Raw genomic sequence first — 23,955 nt, 5'->3', positions numbered from 1 at the left:
TCGGGGCTGAGCCGTCATGCGTCCGTCGACCGGTCGCATGCCATCCCCGCCCGGCGACCGCCGTCGCCCGGCCCGCAGCCCCCTCAGGAGAGCGCGAACCCGTGACCGAGATCGAAGCCCGTGAGGGTACCGGGCCCCTGGAGGCGATCCTCCAGGAGCACGAGCAGCTGCAAAAGCGACTTGCGGATCCGTCCGTGCATGCCGACCAGCTGCTGGCCCGTCGGCTCAATCGCCGCTATGCGGAGCTGGACCGGGTGGTGGGCGCCCATCGGGAGCTGCAGGCCCTGCGCGAGGACCTGGAGGCGGCCCGCGAGCTGGCACCTGAGGCCCCCGAATTCGCCGCGGAGGCCGAGCAGCTGCAGGCCCGGATCGACCCGGCCCGCGAGCGGCTGCGCCGGCTGCTGATCCCGCGGGACCCGGACGACGCCCGTGACGCCATCCTGGAGATCAAGGCGGGGGAGGGCGGTGCGGAGGCCGCGCTGTTCGCCGGCGATCTGCTGCGGATGTACCTGCGCTTCGCGGAGTCCCAGGGCTGGAAGACCGAGGTCCTCAGCGACACCCCCGCGGACCTGGGCGGGCACAAGGACGTCCAGATCGCGGTCAAGGGACGCTCCCAGGACCCGGCCGAGGGCGTGTGGGCCAAACTCAAGTACGAGGGCGGCGTGCACCGCGTCCAGCGGGTCCCGGCCACCGAGTCGCAGGGCAGGATCCACACCTCCGCCGCCGGCGTGCTGGCCTTCCCCGAGGTCGATGCCCCGGAGGAGGTCGAGATCACCCAGAACGACCTGAAGATCGACGTCTACCGCTCCTCGGGCCCCGGCGGGCAGTCCGTGAACACGACCGACTCGGCGGTGCGGATCACCCATCTGCCCACGGGGATCGTCGTGGCCATGCAGAACGAGAAGTCCCAGCTGCAGAACAAGGAGGCGGCCATGCGCGTGCTGCGCGCGCGCATCCTGGCCCACCAGCAGGAGCAGCTCGACGCCGAGGCCTCCCAGGCCCGGCGCAGCCAGGTGCGCACGATGGACCGCTCCGAGCGGGTGCGCACGTACAACTTCCCCGAGAACCGCATCGCCGATCACCGCACCGGCTACAAGGCCTACAACCTCGACGCCGTGCTGGACGGAGCGCTCGGGCCCGTGATCGAATCCGCGATCGAGCTGGACGAGCAGCACCGGCTCCAGCAGATCGGCCAGGGCGCCGGCGCCCAGGACCTCGGCTGATGGCCGAGACCCTCGCCCAGGCGCTGCGCCGGGCCACGGCACGGCTCGAGCGCGCGGGGGTGCCCGCTGCGGAGGCCGATGCCGTGGAGCTGGCCGGGCACCTGCTGGGACTGCAGCGCGGAGAGGTCGCCGCGCGCGCCATCATCGGCGCGGACGCGCCCGAGGGCCTCGACGAGCTGGTCGAGAGGCGCGCGGCCCGCGAGCCGCTGCAGCACATCGTGGGCACGGCCCCCTTCCGCCGCCTGGCGATCCAGGTGGGGCCGGGGGTCTTCATCCCGCGCCCGGAGACCGAGCTGCTCGTCGAGCTGCTCGTCGAGCGCCTGCGCGAGGACCAGGCGGACGGGGAGGCGCGCCCGGTAGTCGTCGACCTGTGCACCGGCTCGGGGGCGATCGCCGCCGCTGTCGCCGACGAGGTGCCCCACGCCCGGGTGCACGCGATCGAGCTCGACCCGCAGGCCCTGCACTGGGCACGGCGCAATCTCGAGGGCACCCGGGTGGACCTGCGCGAGGGCGACGCCACGCATGCTCCCGAGGATCTGCGGGGGCGCTGCGCGGCCGTGGTGAGCAATCCCCCCTATGTTCCGGCCCGCGAGCCCATCACCCAGCCGGAGGTGCTCGAGCACGATCCCGCGGCAGCGCTGTGGGGCGGTGGAGACGACGGGATGGAGATGCCGCGTCGGATCATCGCCGCGGCGGCCCAGCTCCTGCGCCCCGCCGGCTGGTGCGTGCTCGAGCACGCCGAGTCGCAGGCCGAGGACATGCAGGAGCAGATGCGCAGCTCGGGATTCGAGCAGGTGCAGCTGCATCAGGACCTGACGGGTCGGCCCAGGGCCACCAGCGGGGTCCTCGCGTGATCGGGACCGCAGGGGCCGTCGGGGGTGGACAGGGGCGGCGGAGTGCAACAATGAACGGTGTGAACGACACTTCCAGCGATCGCCCCCAGAACCCCGACGACCTCGCAGCGCAGCCCCGGGACGCCATTCCGGCCGAGGACGCCGAGCAGTCCCTGGAGGAAGCCCCCGAGAACGTCGAGCCCGAGCAGGAGGCCGAGGAGCAGGCGGAGGCGCCTGTGCCCGCGGAGTTCTTCCGCATCAAGGACGAGCGCTCGCGCGGCGCCGCTGTCGATGCCGCCCGCCGCGAGCTGGCCCGCCACCAGGTCGTCGTGATGCCCACCGACACCGTCTACGGCATCGCGGCCAACGCGTTCTCGGCCGAGGCCGTGCAGCGCCTGCTCGAGGCCAAGGGCCGCGATCGCACCATGCCCCCGCCCGTGCTCATCGCCCACAGCGGCGTGCTCGACGGGCTCGCGGACTCCGTCTCGGAGGAGGCCCGCGCCCTGGCCGGAGCCTTCTGGCCCGGCGGACTGACGCTCATCTGCCACGCGCAGGCGTCCCTGCAGTGGGATCTGGGCGAGACCCGCGGCACGGTCGCGCTGCGCGTGCCCGACGATCCCGTGGCCCAGCAGCTGCTGCAGGAGACCGGGCCGCTGGCCGTGTCCTCGGCCAACCGCACCGGCATGACAGCCGCCGTGACCGCCGAGCAGGCCCGCGAGATGCTCGGCGACTCGGTGCGCGTCTACCTGGAGGACGGCCCGCGCACCGAGGGCATGGACCCCGCTGGGGAGGGCACGGCCGACGCACAGCCCGTGGCCTCCACGATCGTCGACTGCACCGGCGGCGTTCCGGTCGTCGTGCGCGACGGCCGCATCTCCCTGACCCGCCTGCGCGAGGTCGTCCCCTCGGTGATCGCCCGCGACGGCAGCAGGGCCCCGAGCGATGCCGAGGAGGAGACGGCGCAGCCCGACGCCGTCTCCTCCGCGGACGGGGAAGCCGCCGACGAGTCGTCGGTGCAGGGCCCCGGTCAGCGCAGCCAGGATGCCTCCGGCGAGCAGACCGGTCCCGATCAGGACCCCGCCGGAGCCGACGAGCCGTCCGGGCCGCAGGGCAGACACGCGGGCTCGGGCGGCAGCACCGTCGCCGACCCGGAGATCGGGATCGTGGAGCAGGCTCGCGCCGAGCAGGATTCCGCGGCACCTGGGCCCGAGGACTTCGCAGGGGCCAGCGCCGCCACAGGGGTCTCGGCCGCAGCCGCCGTCGTGGCTGCCGGCGGAGGAGGCGGGAGGCACGGTGCACCCGACCAGAACCGCACCCGTCCGCAGCGCAGGGATCCCGAGAGCACTCGCCCGCTCGGGGTGGCGCAGGCCAGCGCGCTCGTGGCCCGCGCCGTGCCGGAGGACCAGGCGGAGGCCTTCCTGCCGCAGGCCGGGGTGGACCAGCAGCGCTGAGGCACAGGGACTGCAGCACGAAGGGCCCGTCGGGCAGAGGAGCCGATCCTCAGCCCGGCGGGCCCTTCCGCGCCCAGCGGCGCAGGTGCCGGATGCGTGCCGGGGCTCAGCGGCCCTGGGCCGTGTGCACGGCGCGCAGCACGGGCGTGATGGCGGGGGCGGGGAGCATGTCGTGCTCCTGGACCCAGCCGGGCACCTGCTGCTGGCCGAACCACGTGACCTCTATCCGGCGCAGCGGGCCATGCCAGCGGGACCCGGCGGCCGAGGAGATCAGATAGCCCAGGCGCACTGCCGCCCGGCACAGGACGGTGGGCAGGTGCAGAGGCTCCCGACGGCCGGCATCGCGCAGGATCGAGGCGGTCGTGGCCCCCTCCCACGGCTGCAGCACGATCCGGGGCGGCTCGCCCTTGAAGGTGCCGAGACTGGCCACGAGCTCCGCCAGGGCCTCCGAGGAGGTCACCGGGGTGTGCGCGGTGCCGTCGCCGGCCACGGAGCTCAGCGGGGTCGCGGCGAACCTGGCCAGGCGCTGGGTGGTCGAGCGTCCCCGGCCCTGGACGGAGGTCGCGCGCAGCAGCACGAGCTCGGGCAGGCCCTCGCGGGTATCGGCCTCGCGGTCCAGCACGCGCAGCAGGGCGCGCTCGGCAAGGGCCTTGGAGAACGAGTAGGGGGAGAAGGGATCCGTCTGCGTGGTCTCGTCGAGGCACGGCGTGCTGCCCTGGACCGCCGCGGTGGACAGGTGGATCACGCGGGTGACGCTCGTGCGCTCGGCCGCGGCGAGGATCAGCAGCGGCAGGAGGGCGTTGGCGCCCACCAGGGCGTCCTGATCGGTGCCATCGGGGCGGGCGAGTCCCGCGGCGTTGACGACCACATCTGCACCGGCGAACGAGTCGGCCAGGTAGTCGATGACGGATTCCAGGTCCCGGGCGCGACCCATCAGGTGGTGGACGGTGCGCGCGCTGCTGGAGAGCCGCGGAGCGGAGACGGCCTGGACGGTGTGGCCTTCGGCACGCAGCCGGGCGGTGATCGCCGATCCTGCGAAGCCGGTCGCACCCACGACCCGCCAGTTCCTCGCCGTCATGAGAACTCTCCTGTCTGCAGACCCGCGGACCGCGGCGCCGCGGCCCATCGCTGCTCATCGTACAGAGGCCGCGGATCCGGCAAGCGGATGCACGAACCGTCCAGGGGAGCCTCAGGCAGGCTCCTGGAGGATCACAGAACGGGCGAAGGCACCGGTGCTAATGTTCCGGAACCCGAGACAGGCCGCGCAGCCCCCGAGCCCCGCGCACCGGTCCTCGGACCCGAATCCTCGATTCCCGTCTGGAGCTGAAGCTGTGCCCGTCTCTGCGAGCGAGCCCGTGGTGGTCGCCGTCGTCGTGAGCTTCAATCGAGCTCGCCTGCTCACGATCACGCTGCAGGGCCTGGCCTCCGGCGAACGCTCACCGGAGACCATCGTGGTCGTGGACAACGCCTCGGACGACGACTCCGTGAGCGTCGTGGAGGACTTCGCCCGCCGCAGCGAGATCGACGTGGACCTGATCCGCCTGCCGCGCAACGTCGGGGGCGCCGGAGGCTTCGCCGTGGGGATCGATCGAGCGGCCCATCACCACGGCGCGGACCTGATCTGGGTCATGGACGACGACACCGAGCCCCTTCCGCAGGCGCTGTCCGCGGCCGTGGGCGCCTGGCGGGCCTACGACCCCCGCGGCGGCCGCCGTCCCGCCTTCGTGGCCAGCCGCGTGCTGTGGACCGACGGCACCGAGCACCCCATGAACTCGATGATCGAGCGCATCGGAGCCGGTGCCGGGCGCCGTCGGCGGGCCGAGGCCGTGGGCGCCCGCACGATCCGCTCGGGCTCGTTCGTCGCGCTGCTGCTCGACGGCGATGCCGTGCGCGCGACCGCTGCGCCCATCGCCGACTTCTTCATCTGGAACGACGACTTCGAGTTCTCCACACGGCTGGCTCGATGGAGCGATGCCCTCCAGGTGCCGGCCTCCCAGGTCGTGCATCACACGGCCCGGCCGGTGACCACGGACTCGGATCCGGGCCCGCGCTTCTACTACGACGTCCGCAACAAGCTGTGGGTCTTCACCCGCTCGACCTCGCTGGCCCCGTGGGAGAAGGTGCTCTACGGCGGGGCGACCGCGCGGCTGTGGCTGCGGACCCTGCGCGGATCGCAGGAGCGCGGACAGGTCCTGCGGCGGTTGGCCGCAGGCGTTCGGGACTCCCTGAGCGCCCCCCGCAGCAATGCCGAGGTCCTGGATGGCGTGTGGCGGCTCGAGGGAGCGCAGTCGCAGTCGGAGGAGCCCGCCTCCGAGCAGGCCCTGCCCGAGTTCTCCGTGCTCCTGCCGGTCTACGCCGGGGACGCCCCGGAGCGCTTCCGCCGTGCGGTGGCCTCGTCCACCCTCGAGCAGACCGTGCGCCCGAGCCAGGTCGTGATCGTGCGCGACGGCCCCGTGGCCCCCGAGATGGCCGCAGCGCTCGAGGAGATCACCGAGCAGCTGCGCTCGGCCGAGCCACCGATCGACGTGGTGCGCGCTGACCTGCCCGAGAACCGAGGGCTGACGGCCGTGCTGCGCCACGGGATGCGGCTGTGCACGCACGAGATCATCGCCCGCGCGGACGCCGACGACATCTCCTACCCGCAGCGCTTCGAGGAGCAGCTGCCCCTGATCCGCGACGGCGCCGACCTGGTGGGGGCGTCCATGAACGAGATCGGGGATCGGGAGGAGGTCCTGGCCCTGCGCCAGGCGCCCACGGATCCGGCGCGCATCGCGCGGATCTCCAGGCTGCGCAATCCCATATCCCATCCCGCAGCCGTCTTCCGCCGCGGCGCGGTCGAGGCCGTCGGCGGCTACCAGGAGCTGCCTCTGGCCGAGGACTACTGGCTGTGGGTGCGGATGATGCGCGCCGGGGCCCGGGTCCGCAACGTCGCGCAGCCGCTCGTGGGCTACCGCGTCTCCGACGGCGCCTACACCCGCCGTGGCGGCCTCCGGGTCTTCGCCGCCGAGATGCAGCTGCAGTCCCGGCTCTTCGGCCTGGGTCACGTGGGCCGGCTCGAGCTGGCGCGCAACGTGGTGGTGCGCGGCGGCTACCGGTTCATCCCGCGGCGGCTGCGCGAGCGCAGCTTCCGCGCGCTGGTGAGCTCTCGCCGCGTGTGATCCGCCTCCCGCACAGGGGCGGCCTACCGGGTCGCGGGTCCGCCTGCCTCTAAGCTGGACGGACCGACTGCCGGGCCCGCGCACCTTCGGGCGCTCCGTCGCAGCCCCCGCGAGGGCTCTGCTCGGGCGGCCGGCACAGCGCTCCCGTACGTCTCCAGGAGGGACCGACCCCGATGCAGCCACCGCAGGACGGCGACGGAGCCGCATCCTCCACCGGTCTGACCGGCTCCGCCTCGCTCGCGCTGAGCCGAGCCGCGGCCGATGAGAAGCCCACCGCGTGGCTGTGGATCCAGATGATCCTGGACTCGCTGTCCTGGATCGTGGCCATGACCGTCGCCCTCGCGCTGCGCTACGAGCTCAACCTGGACTTCATCAGCCCGATCGGGATGTTCGCCGTGTGCGTCGTCGCTGTCGTCTCGCAGCTGGCCGTCGGCTATTCCTTCGCCCTCTATCGGGGCCGCTACTCCTTCGGCAGCTTCGACGAGGCCAAGCTGCTCGTGGTCGTCACCGTGATCGTGGCGGCGATCCTGCAGATCCTGCTGCTGATCACCGGCCCGTCGATCGGGGTGCCGCGCTCAGTCGCGCTGATCGCCTTCCCGTTCGCGTGCCTGCTGATGGCCGCCTTCCGCTACCTCAAGCGCATGTACCAGGAGTCCGCGTCCAAGCCCGGCGAGGCGGCCCAGCACGTGGTCGTCTACGGCGCGGGGCAGTCCGGCACGTTCATCATCCAGCGCATGATGCAGGACCCGGACTCGGAGTACGTGCCCGTCGGGATCATCGACGACGACCCCGCCAAGAAGCACCTGCGCATCTCCTCGGTCCCGGTGCTCGGCACGCTCGACGACGCCACCCAGGTGCTCGAGCAGACGCGCTCGCAGATCCTGCTCGTGGCCCTGTCGGGGGTCGACTCCAAGAAGCTGCAGCGGGTGGCGGACACGGTCGCCGGCACCGGCACGCGCGTGATGACCGTGCCGCCGCTGTCGTCCATGCTCACCGGCCCCGGCACCAGCGTGGACATCCGCGATGTCAACCTCGAGGACCTGATCGGGCGCAGCCCCGTGGACATCGACTCCAAGGAGATCTCCGGCTACATCACGGGTCGGCGGGTGCTGGTCACGGGTGCCGGCGGCTCCATCGGCTCGGAGCTGTGCCGCCAGCTGCTGGCCTTCGAGCCCGGCGAGCTGATGATGCTCGACCGCGACGAGACCAACCTGCAGTCCACGCAGATCTCCATCACGGGCCGCGGCCTGCTCGACGGCCGGGACACCGTCCTGGCCGATATCCGCGATGCCGAGGCGCTCGAGCAGCTGTTCCTCGAGCGCCGACCGGAGGTCGTCTTCCACGCGGCGGCGCTGAAGCACGTCTCGCTGCTGGAGACCTATCCCGACGAGGCATGGAAGACCAACGTGCTCGGCACCCTCAACGTGCTGGAGGCCGCACGGAAGGCGGACGTGGGCGTGTTCGTCAACGTCTCGACCGACAAGGCCGCTAACCCCACGACCGCACTGGGGCACTCCAAGCGCGTGGCCGAGAAGCTCACCGCCTGGATGGCCCAGGAGACCGGCAAGCGGTATGCCTCGGTGCGCTTCGGCAACGTGTTCGGCTCGCGCGGATCCATGCTCCCGCTGTTCACGGAGCAGATCCGCCAGGGCGGGCCCATCACGGTCACCGACGCACAGGCGACCCGCTACTTCATGACCATCCCGGAGGCCTGCCAGCTGGTGGTCCAGGCCGGGGCGATCGCCCGCGGCGGCGAGGTGCTCATCCTGGACATGGGCGAGCCGGTCCGCATCATCGACATCGCCGAGCGGCTGCGGACCCTGTCGGGGCGCGAGTCGATCGAGATCGTGATCACCGGGCTGCGCCCGGGGGAGAAGCTGCACGAGGAGCTGATCGGTCTCGGCGAGTCGGACGAGCGCCCCTTCCACCCCAAGATCTCGCATGCCAAGGCGACGGCGCTGTCCCCGGAGGGCCTGGACCGGCACACCTGGAAGCTGCGCGGCAACATGCCCACGACCGGCATGATCCCCGTGGTGCGAACGCACTCCCAGCCTGCGCCCACGGAGTTCCGCGCCGCACGCCGGGCCTCCCTCTCCGCTCACGCGGAAGAGCCCGAGCACGGGACCGCTGCCGGTGGTGCGTGCCGCGGCGACGAAGAGCTGCCGTACGACCAGGATCAGGACAGCGCCTCATGAGCACCGCCGCGATCCCCGCTCTGCAGCTCAGTGCCGAGAACAAGGACATCTCGGTGCTCGCCACCGATCCCGGCGCCTGGCCGACCGCCGAGGAGCTGCAGTCCCTGCTGCACCTGGGCCTGATCTTCGGCTCCGCAGCCCTGGTGCTGAGCCTGGCCATGCCGCTGGTGGTCAAGCCCGTGCTGCGCCGACTGGGCGTGGTGGACATCCCCAATGAGCGCTCCTCCCACACACGCACCGTGATCCGCGGCATGGGCCTGGCGGTGGCGGCCGCCGTGGTGGTCGTGCAGCTGCTGGCCCTGCTTCTCGGGGCCGTCGAGGTCGACCGCTCGGTCGCCCTCGTCGTGCTGCTCGGCACGGCCCTGGCCGCCGGGCTCGGGTGGTGCGAGGACATCCGCGGGCTGTCGGTGCGCTGGCGCCTGGCCGGGCAGCTGCTGATCGGCCTGGTGTGCGCCGGGGCGCTGACCCTCATCCTGGGCACCGGGATCTGGTGGTGGCCGGTGTGCGCGATCGCCGTAGTCGCCTACATCAATGTCGCGAACTTCATGGACGGCCTCAACGGCATCTCCGGGATGCACGGCTTCGTGGTCGGCCTGGTCTACTCCTGGGCGGGGGCCTCCAACGACCTGGTGTGGATGATCGTGGCCGGGCTCGTGGTCGCCTTCGCCTTCCTGGGCTTCCTCCCCTGGAACTTCTCGCGCGACTCCGTCTTCCTGGGCGACGTCGGCTCCTACCTGCTGGGCGGATCGCTGATCATGATCGCGATCGCGGCCTTCCTGTCCGGGGTGTACGTCGAGTACCTGCTGCCCGCGCTGTCCGTGTACCTGGCGGACACGGGCTGGACCCTGCTGCGGCGCATCCGCCGCGGCGATCCATGGTGGCGCCCGCACCGCGAGCACGTCTACCAGCGGCTCACGGACATCGGGTTCTCGCATGCGGCTTCGTCCCTGACGGTCGCGGTCTTCACCGTGGTCGTCTCCCTGGTGGGGCTCACCGGCCTGTGGCTGAGCGGGCTGCCGGCCGTCGTGCCGGGCCTGGCCGTGCTGGCCGTGCTCGCGCTGTACCTGAGCCTGCCCCACCTGCTCGGCGCACGACGCACCGCCGAGGCCCAGGAGGCGCGCGCATGAGCGTCCGTCGAGACCCTCGCCGGCGCCTGAGCACCGTCGGGGGAAGCCCCTGGGCAGTGATGCTGCGCCACGGCCTGATCGCCGGTGCCGCGGCCTGCCTGGCGCTCGTGGTCGCGGCCGCGATCATCTCCGGGGGAGGTGCTGCCGCCTCGGCGGCGACGGCCTCGGCGGTCGTCGCCGTCCCGTTTGCGCTGTCCGGCCTGGCGCTGTGGTGGGCCAGCGGGCTGTCGGCCTATGCCCCTCCGCTGGTCATGCTCTTCGCCTACCTCGTGCTGGTGCTCGTCGGGGCCATGCTGATGGCCTCGGTCGAGACCCCGGGCTGGCTGAGGCCCCACTGGCTGATGGCAGCGGCCGCTGTGGCCGTGGGGGCGTGGCTGGGCGGGATGGCCACCGGCCTGCGCCGAGCCCGCATGCCGATCTACGACGTCGCCGTGCCGGACGGCGATTCCGAGAGGACCTGACGATGGACCCCGCACAGCACCCAGACCATACGCCGAGAGCATCCGCGGGCAAGGACTCCCCGGAGGCTGGATCAGCCGCTGAGAAGAGCCCGCTGAGCACCGCGGGGGAGCTCGTGCAGGCCGGTGGGAACCGCGCCGCACTGGGGATCATGACCTATCTCGTGATTGGGACGGCCTTCTGGGGTCTGATAGGATTCATGCTGGATTACCTGGTGGGAACACAGTGGATGGTCTATGCCGGTGCGGGCCTCGGGCTCGCGGCAGGCCTCGCTCTCTCCTACCTCCGCCTGCAGGCCGGGCTGCGGATCAGCGAGGACCCGCAGGATCATGGTGCCGCCCGGAAACGCCGAGACGCCCCGTATCACTCCGAGACTCACCGGAGCTGGGACGGCGGCAGCAGAAAGGACCGCCAGTGATTGTCGCGCCGCCCCTCGAGGGAACAGGCCTAGAGGTCCCCGGCGTGGAGGACATGCACCTCCCGCCGCTGTTCGAGATCGGGTCCTTCGCCTTCGGCAAGCAGATGCTTCTGATCCTGCTGTCGGTGGCACTGATCTCCTTCTTCTTCCTCTGGGCCATCCGGCGCCAGTCGCTCGTGCCGTCCAAGGGCCAGTACCTCGGTGAGGTCGCCTACGGCTTCGTCCGCAACTCGCTGGGTCGCGATCTGATCGGCGAGAAGGAGCTGCGCCCCTGGCTGCCGTGGCTGTTCACCTTCTTCTTCTTCATCCTGGTGAACAACTTCTTCGGGTCCATCCCCGTCCTCCAGCTGCCGACCATGTCGCACGCCGGCTCGGCCTACGTGCTGGCGATCATCGCCTACGTCGCCTGGGTGGGCGTGGGGATCAAGCGCCACGGCTTCGGGAAGTTCATGGCCAAGATGACCATGCCGGAGGGCGTCCCCAAGATCCTCTACGTCATCCTGATCCCGATCGAGTTCCTCTCGAACCTGATCATCCGCCCCGTGACCCACGCTCTGCGTGTGTTCGCCACCATGTTCGCCGGCCACATGGCCATCATGGTCTCGGCCGGCCTCATGTCCCACCTCTTCGTGAATGTGGGCGGCTTCGGGTTCCTCGGCGGACTGGGCGCCCTCGTGCTCGGCATCTTCATCTTCTTCCTGGAGGTGCTGATCCAGGTGCTCCAGGCCTACATCTTCGTGCTGCTGTTCGCGGTCTACGTCGACGGCGCACTGAAGGAAGGGCACTGACCCCACAGTCTTGGTTCGGCAGCGACCGAGCCACACGCGGAGTACCGCTCCGACCTGTCAATCGCCATTCGTGGCACACCGCTCGCACTGCGCGGGCAGTCTGAAAGGAATCTCCAAGAATGGATATCACTGGTTCGCTCTCCGCCATCGGCTACGGTCTCGCTGCCATCGGCGGCGGCATCGGCGTGGGTCTGATCTTCGCCGCGTACATGCAGGCCGTCTCCCGCCAGCCGGAGGCCCAGCGCGTCCTGCAGCCCATGCTGTTCATGGGCTTCGCCGTGGTCGAGGCCCTGGCCATCCTGGGCTTCGTCATGTTCTTCCTGTGATCCTCCGCGGTAGTGGAGATCTGACAGGAGCCGAAGAGAACAGGAACGACGTCCATGACCACTGACATCATGGCTGCCGAGGCGGCCAATCCGCTGATCCCCAATGGCTGGGAGATGCTGGTCACCGCCGTGGGGTTCTTCATCCTGCTGTTCGTCGCGATCAAGTGGATCGTCCCGATGTTCGAGCGCACCTACGCCGAGCGCAGCGAGGCGATCGAGGGCGGGCTCGCTAAGGCCGAGCAGGCCCAGGCCGAGGCCGACCGCGCTCGCGACGAGTACAACCAGCAGCTGGAGAGCGCCCGTCTCGAGGCCCAGAAGATCCGCGAGGAGGCTCGCCTCGAAGGCGAGAAGATCCTGGCTGACTTCAAGGACCGCGCGAACAGCGAGTCCGCTCGGATCACAGAGAACGCGCACAAGGCCATCGCCGCCGAGCGCTCCTCCGCCGCGCTGTCGCTGCGCACCGAGGTCGGCTCGCTGGCCACGCAGCTGGCGTCCAAGGTCGTCGGGGAGTCCCTCTCCGACGATGATCGCTCGCGTCGCGTCATCGATCGGTTCATCTCCGAGCTCGAGAGCGCGCCGGCCGATCAGGGTGCCCAGCAGTGAGCGCCGCACGGTCTGAGCTCGGACGCGTGGATGTCGCGTCGCTGCTGCGCCCGTGGGCGGAGCAGGCGCACTCGAGCATCTCGCGCGAGCTGTTCGACGCGCTCGAGGCCGTGCAGGGCAATGATCTGCTGCGGCGCTCGCTGACCGACCCCTCTCGCTCCGGCGAGGAGCGCGGCGCCCTGGCGCGGCGCATCTTCTCCACGGCGCTGGGGGATGCGGCCACCGGGATCCTCGAACTGCTGAGCAGCCGCACGTGGGCCACCGAGGAGGCGTTCACCGAGGGCCTCGAGTCCTCGGCCGTCGTCCTGGCGGGGTTCGCGGCAGAGCGGCGCATGGGCCCCGAGGGCCTGGACGCGGTCGTCGACGACGCCCTGGGCATGCAGGCGGTCCTCGAGGAGGACCCCGAGCTGCAGCAGGCGCTGACGGACGCACGAGCTCCGCGCGAGGCCAAGCTGCGTCTGCTGGATCGCGTGGCCCCGTCGCTGCGCGAGGAGGGTCGCCTGCTCGCCGAGCAGGCCATCCTGACCCCGCGGGCCCACCGCCCGCACCGGGTGCTGGCCGACTGGGCCGAGCTGCTCGCCGAGGTCCGAGAGGGCGGCATCGCCCGCGTCCGCTACGCCGGAGCTCTCGACGACGCACAGGTCGAGCGCCTGCGCGGCGCCCTCTCGCGGCTCTACGGCCGCGAGCTGAAGATCGTGCTCGACGAGGACCGCACGCTGGTCGGAGGTCTGCGGATCACCGTCGGCGACGAGGTGATCGACGGCTCCGTGGCAGCACGGCTGAACGAGCTGCAGGAGCGCATCCGCGCCTGAGGCCGCCACCGGACGCCGCACCGCGCCCGCCGGTCGGGAAGATCCGACCGCACAGACGAAACAGCTGGTCATCGACACGATGATCACGAACGAGGAAGCAGGGACACGAGATGGCCGAAGTGACCATCAATGCCGATGAGGTCCGCAGCGCGCTCCAGGAGTTCGCGGCGTCCTACGAGCCCGGCACCACCGAACGCACCGAGACCGGCCGCGTCACCAGCGCCGCCGACGGCATCGCCCGAGTCGAGGGCCTGCCCTCGGTCATGGCCAACGAGCTGCTGCGCTTCGAGAACGGCGAGCTGGGCCTGGCCCAGGACCTGGACGTGCGCGATCTCGGTGTGGTCGTCCTGGGCGACTTCCGCGAGATCGACGAGGGCCAGACCGTCGAGCGAACCGGGGAGATCCTCTCCGTGCCGGTCGGCGACGCCTTCCTCGGCCGCGTGGTCGACACCCTGGGCAACCCGCTCGACGATCTGGGCCCCATCGAGGCCGAGGGCCGTCGCGCCCTCGAGCTGCAGGCCCCGGGCGTGACCATGCGCAAGTCGGTCCACGAGCCCATGCAGACCGGCCTGAAGGCCATCGACGCCATGGTCCCGATCGGGCGCGGCCAGCGCCAGCTGATCATCGGCGACCGCCAGACGGGCAAGACCGTGATCGGCATCGACACGATCCTGAACCAGCGCGAGAACTGGGAGACCGGCGATCCGGACAAGCAGGTCCGCTGCATCTACGTCGCCATCGGCCAGAAGGCCTCCACGGTCGCGGGCATCCGCAAGACCCTCGAGGACAACAACGCGCTCGAGTACACGACCATCGTGACGGCCTCGGCCTCCGACTCGGCCGGTCTCAAGTACCTCGCTCCGTACGCCGGCTCGGCCATCGGCCAGCACTGGATGTACGGCGGCAAGCACGTCCTGATCATCTTCGATGACCTCTCCAAGCAGGCCGAGGCCTACCGCGCCACGTCGCTGCTGCTGCGCCGCCCGCCGGGACGCGAGGCCTACCCCGGTGACGTCTTCTACCTGCACTCCCGCCTGCTCGAGCGCTGCGCCAAGCTCTCGGACGAGCTGGGCGCAGGCTCCATGACCGGCCTGCCGATCGTGGAGACCAAGGCGAACGACGTCTCGGCGTTCATCCCCACCAACGTCATCTCCATCACCGACGGCCAGATCTTCCTGCAGTCGGACCTGTTCAACGCGGATCAGCGTCCCGCGGTCGACGTCGGCATCTCGGTGTCGCGCGTCGGCGGCGCCGCGCAGATCAAGGCCATGAAGAAGGTCTCCGGAACGCTGAAGCTGGACCTGGCGGCCTACCGCTCCATGCAGGCCTTCGCCATGTTCGCCTCGGACCTGGATGCGGCTTCGCGCCAGCAGCTGACCCGCGGCGCCCGCCTGATGGAGCTGCTGCGCCAGAAGCAGTACTCGCCGTACCGCGTCGAGGACCAGGTCGTCTCGATCTGGGCCGGTGCCAACGGCCACCTGGACGACATCGAGGTCGCCGACGTCCTGGACTTCGAGCGCGCTCTGATCGATCAGGTCCGCCGCACCACCAACGTCACCGACTCGATCGTCTCGAGCGGCAAGCTCGAGAGCGACGCCGTAGAGGCGCTGGAGAGCGCCGTGGCCGAGGTCAAGCGCGACTTCCGCGGCACGAACCGGGACAACCACGCCCAGGGCCACGAGGAGAGCCAGCCGCTGTCCGACGACGAGGTCGGCCAGGAGCAGATCTCCGCCAGCGGCAGCACCCGCGCCAACTGACGCCCTCCGCTGCGGTGCGCCGCGCGTGAGCGCGGCGCACCGCAACGGCACAGAAAGGAAGCTTCATGGGAGCCCAGATCCGGGTCTACCGCCAGAAGATCTCCTCCACGCAGTCCATGAAGAAGATCTTCAAGGCGATGGAGATGATCGCGACTTCGCGCATCAGCAAGTCGCGTCAGCGCCTGGCCGCGGCCTCGCCGTACGCCAATGCGCTGACCCGTGCTCTGTCGCAGGTGCTGTCCCAGTCCGGGACCTCGAGCCACCCGATGCTCAACCAGCGCACGGAGACCTCGCGCCGCTCGGCCGTAGTCGTGTTCAGCTCGGACCGCGGCCTCGCCGGTTCCTACTCGGCCAACGTCCTGAAGAAGACCGACAAGCTGCTGGCTCGCTTCGCCGAGCAGGGCACCGAGGCGAAGGTCTACCTGATCGGGCGCAAGGCCAAGCAGAACTTCGACTTCCGGGACCGCGCCTACGAGCAGGCCTTCGAGGGGGACACCGACAGCCCCAAGGCGGAGCGGGCCGAGGAGCTGGCCGAGCTGCTGGTCGATCTCTACACGACGGAGTACGACGAGGGCGGCATCGACGAGATCCACCTGGTGTACACGCGCTTCGAGTCGCTGGTGAAGCAGGAGCCGTCGGTCCTCCGCCTGCTGCCGCTGGAGGTCGTGGACGCCAACGAGATCCATGACGACGTCGCCGAGAGCTACGGCGAGGTCTCCACGGCGGACACCGGCTTCGATTTCGAGCCCTCTCCGGAGGACTTCCTGGACATCGCGCTGCCGCGCTACATCCGGGCGCGCATCTACTCGAGCATGTGCCATTCGGCCGCTTCTGAGCTGGCTTCGCGCCAGCGCGCCATGAAGTCGGCCGGGGACAACGCCGGCGAGCTGATCAACAAGTACACGCGCCAGATGAACAACGCCCGCCAGGCCGAGGTCACCACGGAGCTCACGGAGATCGTCTCGGCCACCGAGGCCCTGTGATCCATCGGCGCCCCGGCGCCGCCGCATTTCCCCACGCCACCCACGAACAGTGAAGTGAGAGACATGACTTCCACCATCAACGAGCAGGACACCACGCCTGTCGCTGGCGCCGTCGGTCGCGTCGCCCGCGTCAAGGGCTCGGTCGTCGACATCGAGTTCCCCGAGAACCAGATGCCGGCGATCTACAACGCGCTGACCACCGAGCTGGTGTTCGAGGGCGAGACCAAGACGATCAACCTCGAGACCGCTCAGCATCTGGGCGGCAACATGGTCCGCGCGATCTCGCTGCAGCTCACCGACGGCCTGGTCCGCGGCACCGAGGTGCACGACACCGGCGCCCCCATCTCCGTCCCGGTCGGCGATGTGGTCAAGGGCCACATCTTCAACGTGGTCGGCGACTCGCTGGACGTCGCCTCGGACCAGCTCGAGATCAAGGACCGCTGGTCGATCCACCGCGACCCGCCCCCCTTCTCCGAGCTCGAGGGCGCGACCGAGATGCTGGAGACCGGCATCAAGTCGATCGACCTGCTGACCCCCTACATCCAGGGCGGCAAGATCGGCCTGTTCGGCGGCGCCGGCGTGGGCAAGACCGTGCTCATCCAGGAGATGATCACCCGTGTGGCCCGCAACTTCGGCGGCACCTCGGTGTTCGCCGGCGTGGGCGAGCGCACCCGTGAGGGCAACGACCTCTGGGTCGAGATGGACGAGGCCGGGGTGCTCAAGGACACCGCCCTGGTGTTCGGCCAGATGGATGAGCCGCCCGGAACGCGTCTGCGCATCGCGCTGACCGGCCTGACCATGGCCGAGTACTTCCGCGACGTGCAGAACCAGGACGTGCTGCTGTTCATCGACAACATCTTCCGCTTCACGCAGGCGGGCATGGAGGTCTCGACCCTGCTGGGCCGCATCCCTTCGGCCGTGGGCTACCAGCCCACGCTGGCCGATGAGATGGGCGTCCTGCAGGAGCGCATCACCTCCACGCGCGGACACTCGATCACCTCCATGCAGGCGATCTACGTCCCCGCCGATGACTACACGGACCCGGCTCCGGCGACCACGTTCGCCCACCTGGACGCGACCACGAACCTGTCTCGTGAGATCGCATCCCGCGGTCTCTACCCGGCGATCGACCCGCTGGCCTCGACCTCGCGCATCCTCGACCCGCAGTACGTGGGCCAGGAGCACTACGACGTCGCGACCCGCGTGAAGTCGATCCTGCAGGAGAACAAGGAGCTGCAGGACATCATCGCGATCCTCGGTGTGGACGAGCTGTCCGAGGAGCAGAAGGTCGTCGTCTCGCGCGCCCGTCGCATCGAGCAGTTCCTGTCGCAGAACACCTACACCGCCAAGCAGTTCACCGGCGTGGAGGGCTCCACGGTCCCGCTCAAGGAGACCATCGAGTCCTTCAAGAAGATCTGCGACGGCGAGCTCGACCACGTTCCGGAGCAGGCGTTCTACAACGTCGGCGGCCTGGACGATGTCATGGAGCAGTGGGACGAGATCAAGCGCTCCACCGGAGAGAAGTGACATGGCTGATCCGCTGATCGTCGAAGTCGTCGAGGTCGACCAGTCCGTGTGGAACGGCGAGGCCCGTCAGGTCATCGTCAACACCATGGAGGGCGAGATCGGCATCCTCGCGGGACACGTCCCGGTCGCGGGTGTGCTGCAGGAGGGTCGTGTGATCATCGACCCGACCAGCGGCTCGCGCGTGGAGGGCCGCGTCGACGGCGGAATCGTCACCGTCGACAACAACCGCGTGACCATCGTCGCCGATCACTTCCGCGAAGGCGCAGCCGCGCAGAAGTGATCCGCCGGACCGCCCGTCCCCGCGCGCAGCAGCGTCTGCGGGGGCGGGCGGCTTCATGCCGTCGTCGTGTCGGCGCATCGCCGCCGCCCCGAGGGCTGCGGGCCAGCAGACCAGGAAGAGCCAGAACATGGAAGACAAGATCGTCGTCCGCGGCCGCACGTCCGTGAACGGGACGCTGCCGGTGCACGGCGCCAAGAACAGCGTCCTCAAGCTGATGGCGGCCACGCTGCTGGCCGAGGGCCGCTCCACGATCACCAACGTCCCGGAGATCCAGGACGTCTCGATCATGGCGGAGCTGCTGAGGCGCCTGGGCTGCCAGGTCGACTACGACCGCGCCGCGCACACCGTGGCCATCGACGTACCCGAGGTCCTGCACCACCAGGCCGACTACGACCTGGTCCGCGCCATGCGCGCCTCGATCTCGGTGCTGGGCCCGCTGACGGTGCGCAGCGGTGCGGCCGAGGTGGCCGTGCCCGGAGGCGACGCCATCGGCACCCGCGGCCTGGACATGCACCGCGCCGGGCTGGAGGCCATGGGTGCGCACCTGCGCACCGAGGGCGGCTACCTCAAGACCTCGGTCGACGGGCGGCTGCACGGCGCCCACTACCGGCTGCCGTACCCCTCGGTGGGGGCCACCGAGAACCTCATGACCGCAGCGACCCTGGCCGATGGCGTCACGGTGCTGGACAACGTGGCCCGCGAGCCGGAGATCGTGGACATCTGCCGCATGCTGGTGGACATGGGCGCTCAGATCGAGGGGATCGGCACCGGCACGCTCACGATCACAGGCGTGGAGCGGCTGCAGCCGGTCATCCACCGCACCGTTCCGGATCGGATCGTGGCCGGCACCTGGGCCTTCGCCGCGGCGATCACCGGGGGAGAGGTCGTCGTGCAGGGCGCTGAGGCCGAGCACATGGAGGTCGTGCTCGACAAGCTGCGCGACGCCGGCTGCGAGATCGAGGTGCTCGACGACGGCTTCCGCGTCCGCGGGCCGCAGCGACCCAGCCCGGTGAACTTCTCGACCTTCCCGTACCCGGGCTTCCCCACGGACCTGCAGCCGTTCGCCGTCGCCCTCAACGCGGTGGCCGACGGGCCCGGCATGATCACCGAGAACGTCTTCGAGGCGCGCTGGGGCTTCACCGCCGAGCTCGAGCGGCTGGGCGCGATCGTGCGCCTGGACGGTCACCACGCCTGGCTCAACGGTGTGGACGAGCTCTCCGGTGCGCCCGTCGAGGCCATGGACATCCGCGCCGGCGCCGCACTGGTCATCGCCGGCATGCGCGCCGACGGCGAGACGATCGTGGGCGGAGTCGAGCACATCGACCGCGGCTACGAGCACTTCGTGGAGAACCTGACGGCAGCGGGCGCCGCCGTGGATCGCCGACTGCAGGGCGGTTTCTGAGCCGGGAGTTCGCGGACGGATCGGGGGTCGGCAGCACCGACGGGTGCCGCCTGCCCCCGATCCGTCAGAAGAGCCGCGAGTCGACGTCGTCCACGCCGCGCATGGCGTCGTAGTCGAGGGTGAGGCAGTCGATGCCGCGATCGGCGGCCAGGGTGCGCGCCTGCGGCTTGATCTGCTGCGCGGCGAAGATGCCGCGCACCGGGGCCAGGCGGGGGTCGCGGTTGAGCAGCTCGAGGTAGCGGGTCAGCTGCTCCACGCCGTCGATGTCGCCGCGGCGCTTGAGCTCGATCGCGATCGTGGCGCCGGAGGCATCTCGGGCCAGGATGTCCACCGGCCCGATGGCCGTGGGGAACTCTCGGCGCACCAGCGTGGTGCCCATGGAGACCAGGTCCAGCTGCTCGGCAAGAAGGCGCTGCAGGTCGGCTTCCACGCCGTCCTTGATCAGCCCAGGGTCGACGCCCAGGTCGTGGGAGAGCTCCTCATGGCGGGCGTGGATCAGCACGCGCAGGACATCGTCGGACTTGGCGGCGCTGACGGTCCACACCTCGGTGACGCCGGCGGCGGCCTGGTCCTCATCCGGGGCGGTCTCGACCAGCCGAGCCGGCGGGGACATCCAGTTCAGGGGCTTGTAGCTGCCGCCGTCGGAGTGCACGAGCACGGAGCCGTCGGCCTTCACCAGGAGGAGGCGACGGGCCAGGGGCAGGTGGGCCTTGAGGCGGCCCTCGTAGTCGACGGAGCAGTCAGCGATCACACAGCGCACGGCCGACAGTCTCCCACAGCGGCCCTGCTCGAGCGGACACGGGCATCCCTCAGCGAGGGTCGCCAGCCCTGTCCCGCGCTGCTGCGGAGGCTCTCGCGCCGGGCCTCCGTCTGCGCGGACGACGCGCCCGTGCGCTGACAGCGAGCGCCGCAGCAACGACGGGCAGAGGCGGCGATGCCGTCGCTAGACTCGCAGGCATGAGCATTCCGAGCGATCCCCGTATCCCCGCAGGCGCCGGCGCGGCCGAGTCCGCGTCGCAGGACGACCAGGCCCAGCAGCTGCCGGCCTCGGTGCGCGGAGCCGTCGACCTGGGCCAGGCAGCCGCCCCGTCGGCAGACGGCGAGCAGGGCCAGGTGCAGGGCGGCGGCTACCGCCGGGACATCGAGACCGTCGAGCAGTTCCAGGACGTCGCCGAGCTCTCGGCCACGGTGCCGGTCGTGCTCGTGCTGTGGGCCGCGTACTCCGAGGGCTCCCGCACGTTCGTTGACGAGGTCGCCGCGCAGATCGACCGTCGCGCCGGTCGCCTGGTGCTGGGCGCGGTGGACATCGAGAAGCTGCCGCAGATCGCCGAGGCGCTGCAGGCCCAGTCGGTGCCCACCACCGTTGCCATGATCGGCGGGCGCCCCGTGCCGATCGGACAGTCGGCGATCCCCATGGACCAGCTGAGCTCGCTGTTCGACGAGCTGCTGCAGCTGGCCGAGCAGAACGGCGTCTCCGGCACCGCCGAGCCGACCGGGGGGCAGGAGGAGGAGAAGCCGCTCCCGCCGCTGCACCAGGAGGCCATGGACCGCATGGAGGCCGGCGACCTCGACGGCGCCAAGGCCAGCTACGAGCAGGCCCTGAAGGAGAACCCGGGCGATCACGAGGCCAAGCTCGCCCTGGCCCAGGTCGAGCTGCTGCGCCGCGTCACCGCCATGGATGCCGCCGCGGTGCGCCAGGCCGCGGCACAGGACCCGCAGGACGTCCCCGCCCAGCTGGACGTGGCGGATCTGGATGTCTCGGGCGGTCACGTGGAGGACGCCTTCACTCGACTGCTGCAGCTCGTGCGGCGCACGGCCGGAGAGGAGCGGGAGACCGTCCGACAGCGGCTCGTCGAGCTCTTCGATGTGGTGGGCTCGGAGGACCCCCGCGTCATAGCGGCACGGGGGCAGCTGATGCGCGCCCTGTTCTGAGCAGAGCCTCTCCGCCGGCCCCTCCTCTCCTGGGGGGAGGGGCCGGTGCGCGCCCCGGCGATCCTCCTCCCAGCGGGGGAGGCGACCGGGGCGCTGTCGTGCCTATCGTGGATCCATGACGCAGATCCCCATCCCGCCCTCCGAATCCGCGGTGAGCCTGCGCGGGCTCACGAAGGTCTTCGGGTCCTCGAAGAGCCCGTCGGTGGCCGTCGACCGGCTGAGCCTGGACGTTCCGCGCGGGGCCTTCTACGGCCTGGTGGGCCGCAACGGCGCTGGCAAGACCACTGCGCTGTCCATGCTCACGGGGCTGCTGCGCCCCACGGAGGGGCAGGCCTTCGTCTCCGGGATCGACGTCTGGGCGGATCCTCGAGCCGCGAAGGCCAGGATGGGGGTGCTTCCGGACGGGGTGCGGCAGTTCGACCGCCTGGCCGGTCGCCAGCTCGTGACCTACTCGGGCCTGCTGCGCGGCATGGATCGGGAGACGGTCGCCCAGCGCACCGAGGACCTGCTGCGGGCCATGGATCTCGTGGAGGCCGCGGGCACCGCTGTGCAGGACTACTCGGCGGGCATGACCAAGAAGATCGCCCTGGCGGCGGCCATGATCCACGCACCTGATCTGCTGGTGCTCGACGAGCCGTTCGAGGCCGTCGACCCCGTCTCGGCGGCGCGGATCCGCGAGCTGCTGCACGGCTTCGCCCAGGCCGGCGGCACGGTGATCGTCTCCAGCCACGTGATGGACCTGGTCCAGCGGATGTGCGACCACGTGGCGATCATGGACGGCGGCGTGCTGAAGGCCGCCGGGACCGTCGACGAGGTCCGCGGCGAGCGCTCCCTCGAGGAGGTCTTCGTGGACACCGTCGGCGGCGTCCAGGGCGCAGGGGAGGAGCTGACGTGGCTGAAGCCCCGATGACCCCGCAGGGACCCGGCTCCGAGACCCCTATGCAAGATGCCGGGACCGGGGAAGCCGCACCGCAGGATCTGACCGCTCGGCAGGCGGCCTCTTCCCTTCCCGCCCCTGGCGGGAGCGCGAGCGTGAAGGGCCCGTCGGCTGCAGCCACGGCGCGGCTGGTCGTCGGCCTCAAGGCGCGACTGACCGCGGCGGCCATGCGCCGCAGCACCTGGACCCTGGTGGGCACGATCCTGGGCGGGCTCTACCTGCTCGGCCTCGTGGTCTTCTGGGGCGGCATGGCCTGGGTCGGCGGAGGCGGCGCCGAGCCCCGAGCGGTCGCGGTGCCGGTCGTGCTGGTCGGTGCGGCCGCCACGATCGGCTGGTGGGTCGCCTCCCTGGTCACCGGGCGGGCCGATGCCACGGTGCACGCCGGTCGCTTCGCCCTGTATCCCATCCCGCGCTCCGGACTGGCCCTGGGCCAGCTGCTCAGCGCGGCCGTGGGGCTGGCGGGGCCGTTCACGCTGCTGGGGCTCCTGGCGCTGAGCCTGGCCTGGCGCGCCACCCCTATCGCACTGATCAGCTCCCTCGTGCTGATCCCCGTCGCCTGGGGGCTCATGGTCCTGGGCAACCGGTGCCTGGCTGCCGGGCTGGAGGGCCTGCAGCGCAGCCGGCTGCTCGGCGATGCCGCCTCCGTGCTGGGACTGGCCCTGCTGGTCCTGATGGGGCCGGTGATCGGCGGTCTGACCGGTCTGCTGGCAGGTGGCGGGCTCGACCTCGAGCGGATCGCTGCGGGGGTGTCGTGGACCCCCTGGGGAGCACTGTGGGCGATCCCCGCCGATCTGGCCGACGGCTTCCTGCTGCGCGCTGCGGGTCGGCTCGCCGTGGTCGCTGCGACGGGCATCGCCGTGTGGCTGCTCTGGGCTCGTCTGCTCGAGCGCTCGCTGGAGCATTCGACGGCACCGGTGCGGGGCACGGCCTCTCGCGTGCGCGGCGCCGGGCTGCTGGGCCGAGTGCCCGCGACCCCGTGGGCCGCCGTGGCGGCGCGCAGCATCATCTACTGGCTCAAGGACCCGCGTTACGCAGCCTCGATCGTGCTGATCCCCGTGATGCTGGGCCTGCTGTGGTTCAACTCGGGCTCGGGGGAGGGCGGTCCTCTGCTGTTCGCGGGACCGCTCGTGGCCGCCATGATGGGCTTCACGATCTCGGCCGATGTGGCCTACGACCACTCGGCGTTCAGCCTGCACGTGCTCAGTGGGATCCGAGGCCGCGACGACCGCCTGGGCAGGCTGATCTCGCTGTGCGTCGTGGGAGGGGTGCTGAGCATCGCGGCCCTGCTGTTCGGCGCCGCGATGACCCAGACCTGGCACCTACTTCCCGGTGTGATCGGCATGAGCCTGCTCGGGCTGCTCGGCGGGGGCGGCATCAGCTCCGTGCTCTCGGCGCGCTACACCTATCCCGTGCCGCTGCCGGGCGATTCGCCCCTGAAGACGCCGCCGGGCTTCACCTTCCTCAACGTGCTGGTGCAGATGGCCGTCATGGTCCTGATCGGAGCTGTGACGATGCTGGCCGGCATCCCGCTGGTGGTCCAGATGATCACCGGACAGGATCTGTGGGGCTGGCTCGGCCTCGCCGTCGGTGTCATCGGCGGGCTGGGCCTGGCCTGGGGCGGCGTCGTCCTCGGCGGCAGGTGGCTCGAGGCCCGGGCGCCGGAGCTGTACCAGCAGGTCTCGTCCTACCGCTCCTGAGCCGCGCCGTGAGGGTGGCCGGACGCACAGGCCCGCAAGGCCCTGAG

Annotated in this window: 22 protein-coding genes; 20 read left to right on the top strand and 2 right to left on the bottom strand. The window is 70.8% G+C overall.

All coding sequences use genetic code 11. The features are described from left to right. Positions 1 to 101 precede the first annotated feature (101 nt). From prfA to RF645_RS02665, 3 genes are read left to right on the top strand one after another with little or no spacing between them, the layout of a single operon-like run. Complete coding sequence (gene prfA / locus RF645_RS02675) at positions 102 to 1,223, top strand: peptide chain release factor 1 (RefSeq protein ID WP_201023874.1); 1,122 nt, start codon at positions 102 to 104, stop codon at positions 1,221 to 1,223. Beyond that, positions 1,223 to 2,077: a peptide chain release factor N(5)-glutamine methyltransferase gene (gene prmC, locus RF645_RS02670; RefSeq protein WP_058871262.1), complete on the top strand. Its 855-nt coding sequence runs from the start codon at positions 1,223 to 1,225 to the stop codon at positions 2,075 to 2,077. The genes prfA and prmC overlap by 1 nt, the downstream gene beginning before the upstream one ends. A 59-nt stretch (positions 2,078 to 2,136) precedes the next feature. Beyond that, positions 2,137 to 3,507: an L-threonylcarbamoyladenylate synthase gene (locus RF645_RS02665; protein WP_235586752.1), complete on the top strand. Its 1,371-nt coding sequence runs from the start codon at positions 2,137 to 2,139 to the stop codon at positions 3,505 to 3,507. 106 nt (positions 3,508 to 3,613) lie between these two features. Here the strand turns inward: RF645_RS02665 and RF645_RS02660 are convergent, their stop codons facing one another. Continuing rightward, positions 3,614 to 4,585: an NAD-dependent epimerase/dehydratase family protein gene (locus RF645_RS02660; RefSeq protein ID WP_368818553.1), complete on the bottom strand. Its 972-nt coding sequence runs from the start codon at positions 4,583 to 4,585 to the stop codon at positions 3,614 to 3,616. A gap of 253 nt (positions 4,586 to 4,838) precedes the next feature. Here RF645_RS02660 and RF645_RS02655 point away from each other — a divergent pair, with 253 nt between their 5' ends. The 14 genes from RF645_RS02655 (at position 4,839) to murA (ending at position 19,342) form a co-directional block, all read left to right on the top strand. Continuing rightward, positions 4,839 to 6,665 carry a glycosyltransferase gene (locus RF645_RS02655; protein ID WP_058871260.1) on the top strand — a complete coding sequence of 609 codons (1,827 nt, stop codon included), beginning with the start codon at positions 4,839 to 4,841 and terminating at the stop codon, positions 6,663 to 6,665. Between the two features lie 173 nt (positions 6,666 to 6,838). Further along, the gene (locus RF645_RS02650) at positions 6,839 to 8,860 is read left to right on the top strand and encodes a nucleoside-diphosphate sugar epimerase/dehydratase (protein WP_058871259.1); all 2,022 of its coding nucleotides are present in this window, start codon (positions 6,839 to 6,841) and stop codon (positions 8,858 to 8,860) included. Beyond that, on the top strand, positions 8,857 to 9,987 hold the full coding sequence (locus RF645_RS02645; protein ID WP_053447151.1) for a glycosyltransferase family 4 protein: 1,131 nt from the start codon (positions 8,857 to 8,859) through the stop codon (positions 9,985 to 9,987). Before RF645_RS02650 ends, RF645_RS02645 begins: the two co-directional genes overlap by 4 nt. Beyond that, on the top strand, positions 9,984 to 10,448 hold the full coding sequence (locus tag RF645_RS02640; protein WP_058871258.1) for a hypothetical protein: 465 nt from the start codon (positions 9,984 to 9,986) through the stop codon (positions 10,446 to 10,448). The genes RF645_RS02645 and RF645_RS02640 overlap by 4 nt, the downstream gene beginning before the upstream one ends. Before the next feature lie 149 nt (positions 10,449 to 10,597). Beyond that, complete coding sequence (locus tag RF645_RS02635; RefSeq protein WP_368818551.1) at positions 10,598 to 10,864, top strand: hypothetical protein; 267 nt, start codon at positions 10,598 to 10,600, stop codon at positions 10,862 to 10,864. A gap of 53 nt (positions 10,865 to 10,917) precedes the next feature. Further along, positions 10,918 to 11,652, top strand: a complete 735-nt coding sequence (gene atpB / locus RF645_RS02630) for a F0F1 ATP synthase subunit A (RefSeq protein WP_051452724.1) — start codon at positions 10,918 to 10,920, stop codon at positions 11,650 to 11,652. Positions 11,653 to 11,777: 125 nt separating this feature from the next. Next, positions 11,778 to 11,978 (top strand): ATP synthase F0 subunit C, encoded by a 201-nt coding sequence (locus RF645_RS02625; protein ID WP_024290781.1) that lies wholly within the window; start codon positions 11,778 to 11,780, stop codon positions 11,976 to 11,978. Between the two features lie 54 nt (positions 11,979 to 12,032). Next, positions 12,033 to 12,581 carry a F0F1 ATP synthase subunit B gene (locus RF645_RS02620; protein WP_006215212.1) on the top strand — a complete coding sequence of 183 codons (549 nt, stop codon included), beginning with the start codon at positions 12,033 to 12,035 and terminating at the stop codon, positions 12,579 to 12,581. Next, positions 12,578 to 13,393: a F0F1 ATP synthase subunit delta gene (locus RF645_RS02615; protein ID WP_153005671.1), complete on the top strand. Its 816-nt coding sequence runs from the start codon at positions 12,578 to 12,580 to the stop codon at positions 13,391 to 13,393. The genes RF645_RS02620 and RF645_RS02615 overlap by 4 nt, the downstream gene beginning before the upstream one ends. A gap of 110 nt (positions 13,394 to 13,503) precedes the next feature. Continuing rightward, positions 13,504 to 15,150 (top strand): F0F1 ATP synthase subunit alpha, encoded by a 1,647-nt coding sequence (gene atpA / locus RF645_RS02610; protein ID WP_137801701.1) that lies wholly within the window; start codon positions 13,504 to 13,506, stop codon positions 15,148 to 15,150. Between the two features lie 65 nt (positions 15,151 to 15,215). Next, positions 15,216 to 16,133 carry a F0F1 ATP synthase subunit gamma gene (locus RF645_RS02605; protein WP_137801702.1) on the top strand — a complete coding sequence of 306 codons (918 nt, stop codon included), beginning with the start codon at positions 15,216 to 15,218 and terminating at the stop codon, positions 16,131 to 16,133. Positions 16,134 to 16,196: 63 nt separating this feature from the next. After that, a complete protein-coding gene (atpD, locus tag RF645_RS02600; protein ID WP_006215208.1) occupies positions 16,197 to 17,660 on the top strand; it encodes a F0F1 ATP synthase subunit beta in 1,464 nt (487 codons plus the stop codon). Position 17,661: 1 nt separating this feature from the next. Continuing rightward, the gene (locus RF645_RS02595) at positions 17,662 to 17,940 is read left to right on the top strand and encodes a F0F1 ATP synthase subunit epsilon (protein WP_006215207.1); all 279 of its coding nucleotides are present in this window, start codon (positions 17,662 to 17,664) and stop codon (positions 17,938 to 17,940) included. 127 nt (positions 17,941 to 18,067) lie between these two features. Continuing rightward, positions 18,068 to 19,342, top strand: a complete 1,275-nt coding sequence (murA, locus tag RF645_RS02590) for a UDP-N-acetylglucosamine 1-carboxyvinyltransferase (protein ID WP_061712061.1) — start codon at positions 18,068 to 18,070, stop codon at positions 19,340 to 19,342. Between the two features lie 64 nt (positions 19,343 to 19,406). Here murA and nucS read toward each other — a convergent pair whose 3' ends face one another. After that, positions 19,407 to 20,102 carry an endonuclease NucS gene (gene nucS / locus RF645_RS02585; protein WP_368818550.1) on the bottom strand — a complete coding sequence of 232 codons (696 nt, stop codon included), beginning with the start codon at positions 20,100 to 20,102 and terminating at the stop codon, positions 19,407 to 19,409. 197 nt (positions 20,103 to 20,299) lie between these two features. Between nucS and RF645_RS02580 the strand changes: the two genes are divergently transcribed. The 3 genes from RF645_RS02580 (at position 20,300) to RF645_RS02570 (ending at position 23,908) form a co-directional block, all read left to right on the top strand. After that, complete coding sequence (locus RF645_RS02580) at positions 20,300 to 21,274, top strand: co-chaperone YbbN (RefSeq protein WP_368818549.1); 975 nt, start codon at positions 20,300 to 20,302, stop codon at positions 21,272 to 21,274. A 115-nt stretch (positions 21,275 to 21,389) separates the two neighbouring features. Next, positions 21,390 to 22,184 (top strand): ABC transporter ATP-binding protein, encoded by a 795-nt coding sequence (locus RF645_RS02575; protein ID WP_006215203.1) that lies wholly within the window; start codon positions 21,390 to 21,392, stop codon positions 22,182 to 22,184. A 122-nt stretch (positions 22,185 to 22,306) separates the two neighbouring features. Then, the gene (locus RF645_RS02570) at positions 22,307 to 23,908 is read left to right on the top strand and encodes a hypothetical protein (protein ID WP_368818548.1); all 1,602 of its coding nucleotides are present in this window, start codon (positions 22,307 to 22,309) and stop codon (positions 23,906 to 23,908) included. The last annotated feature ends 47 nt before the right edge of the window (positions 23,909 to 23,955 follow it).

This window comes from Kocuria sp. CPCC 205260, assembly GCF_040981045.1.
In the GTDB taxonomy this organism is placed as follows: domain Bacteria; phylum Actinomycetota; class Actinomycetes; order Actinomycetales; family Micrococcaceae; genus Kocuria; species Kocuria palustris.
Note: the sequence above shows the minus strand (reverse complement) of the source record. Positions and strands in the feature narration are given on the sequence as shown.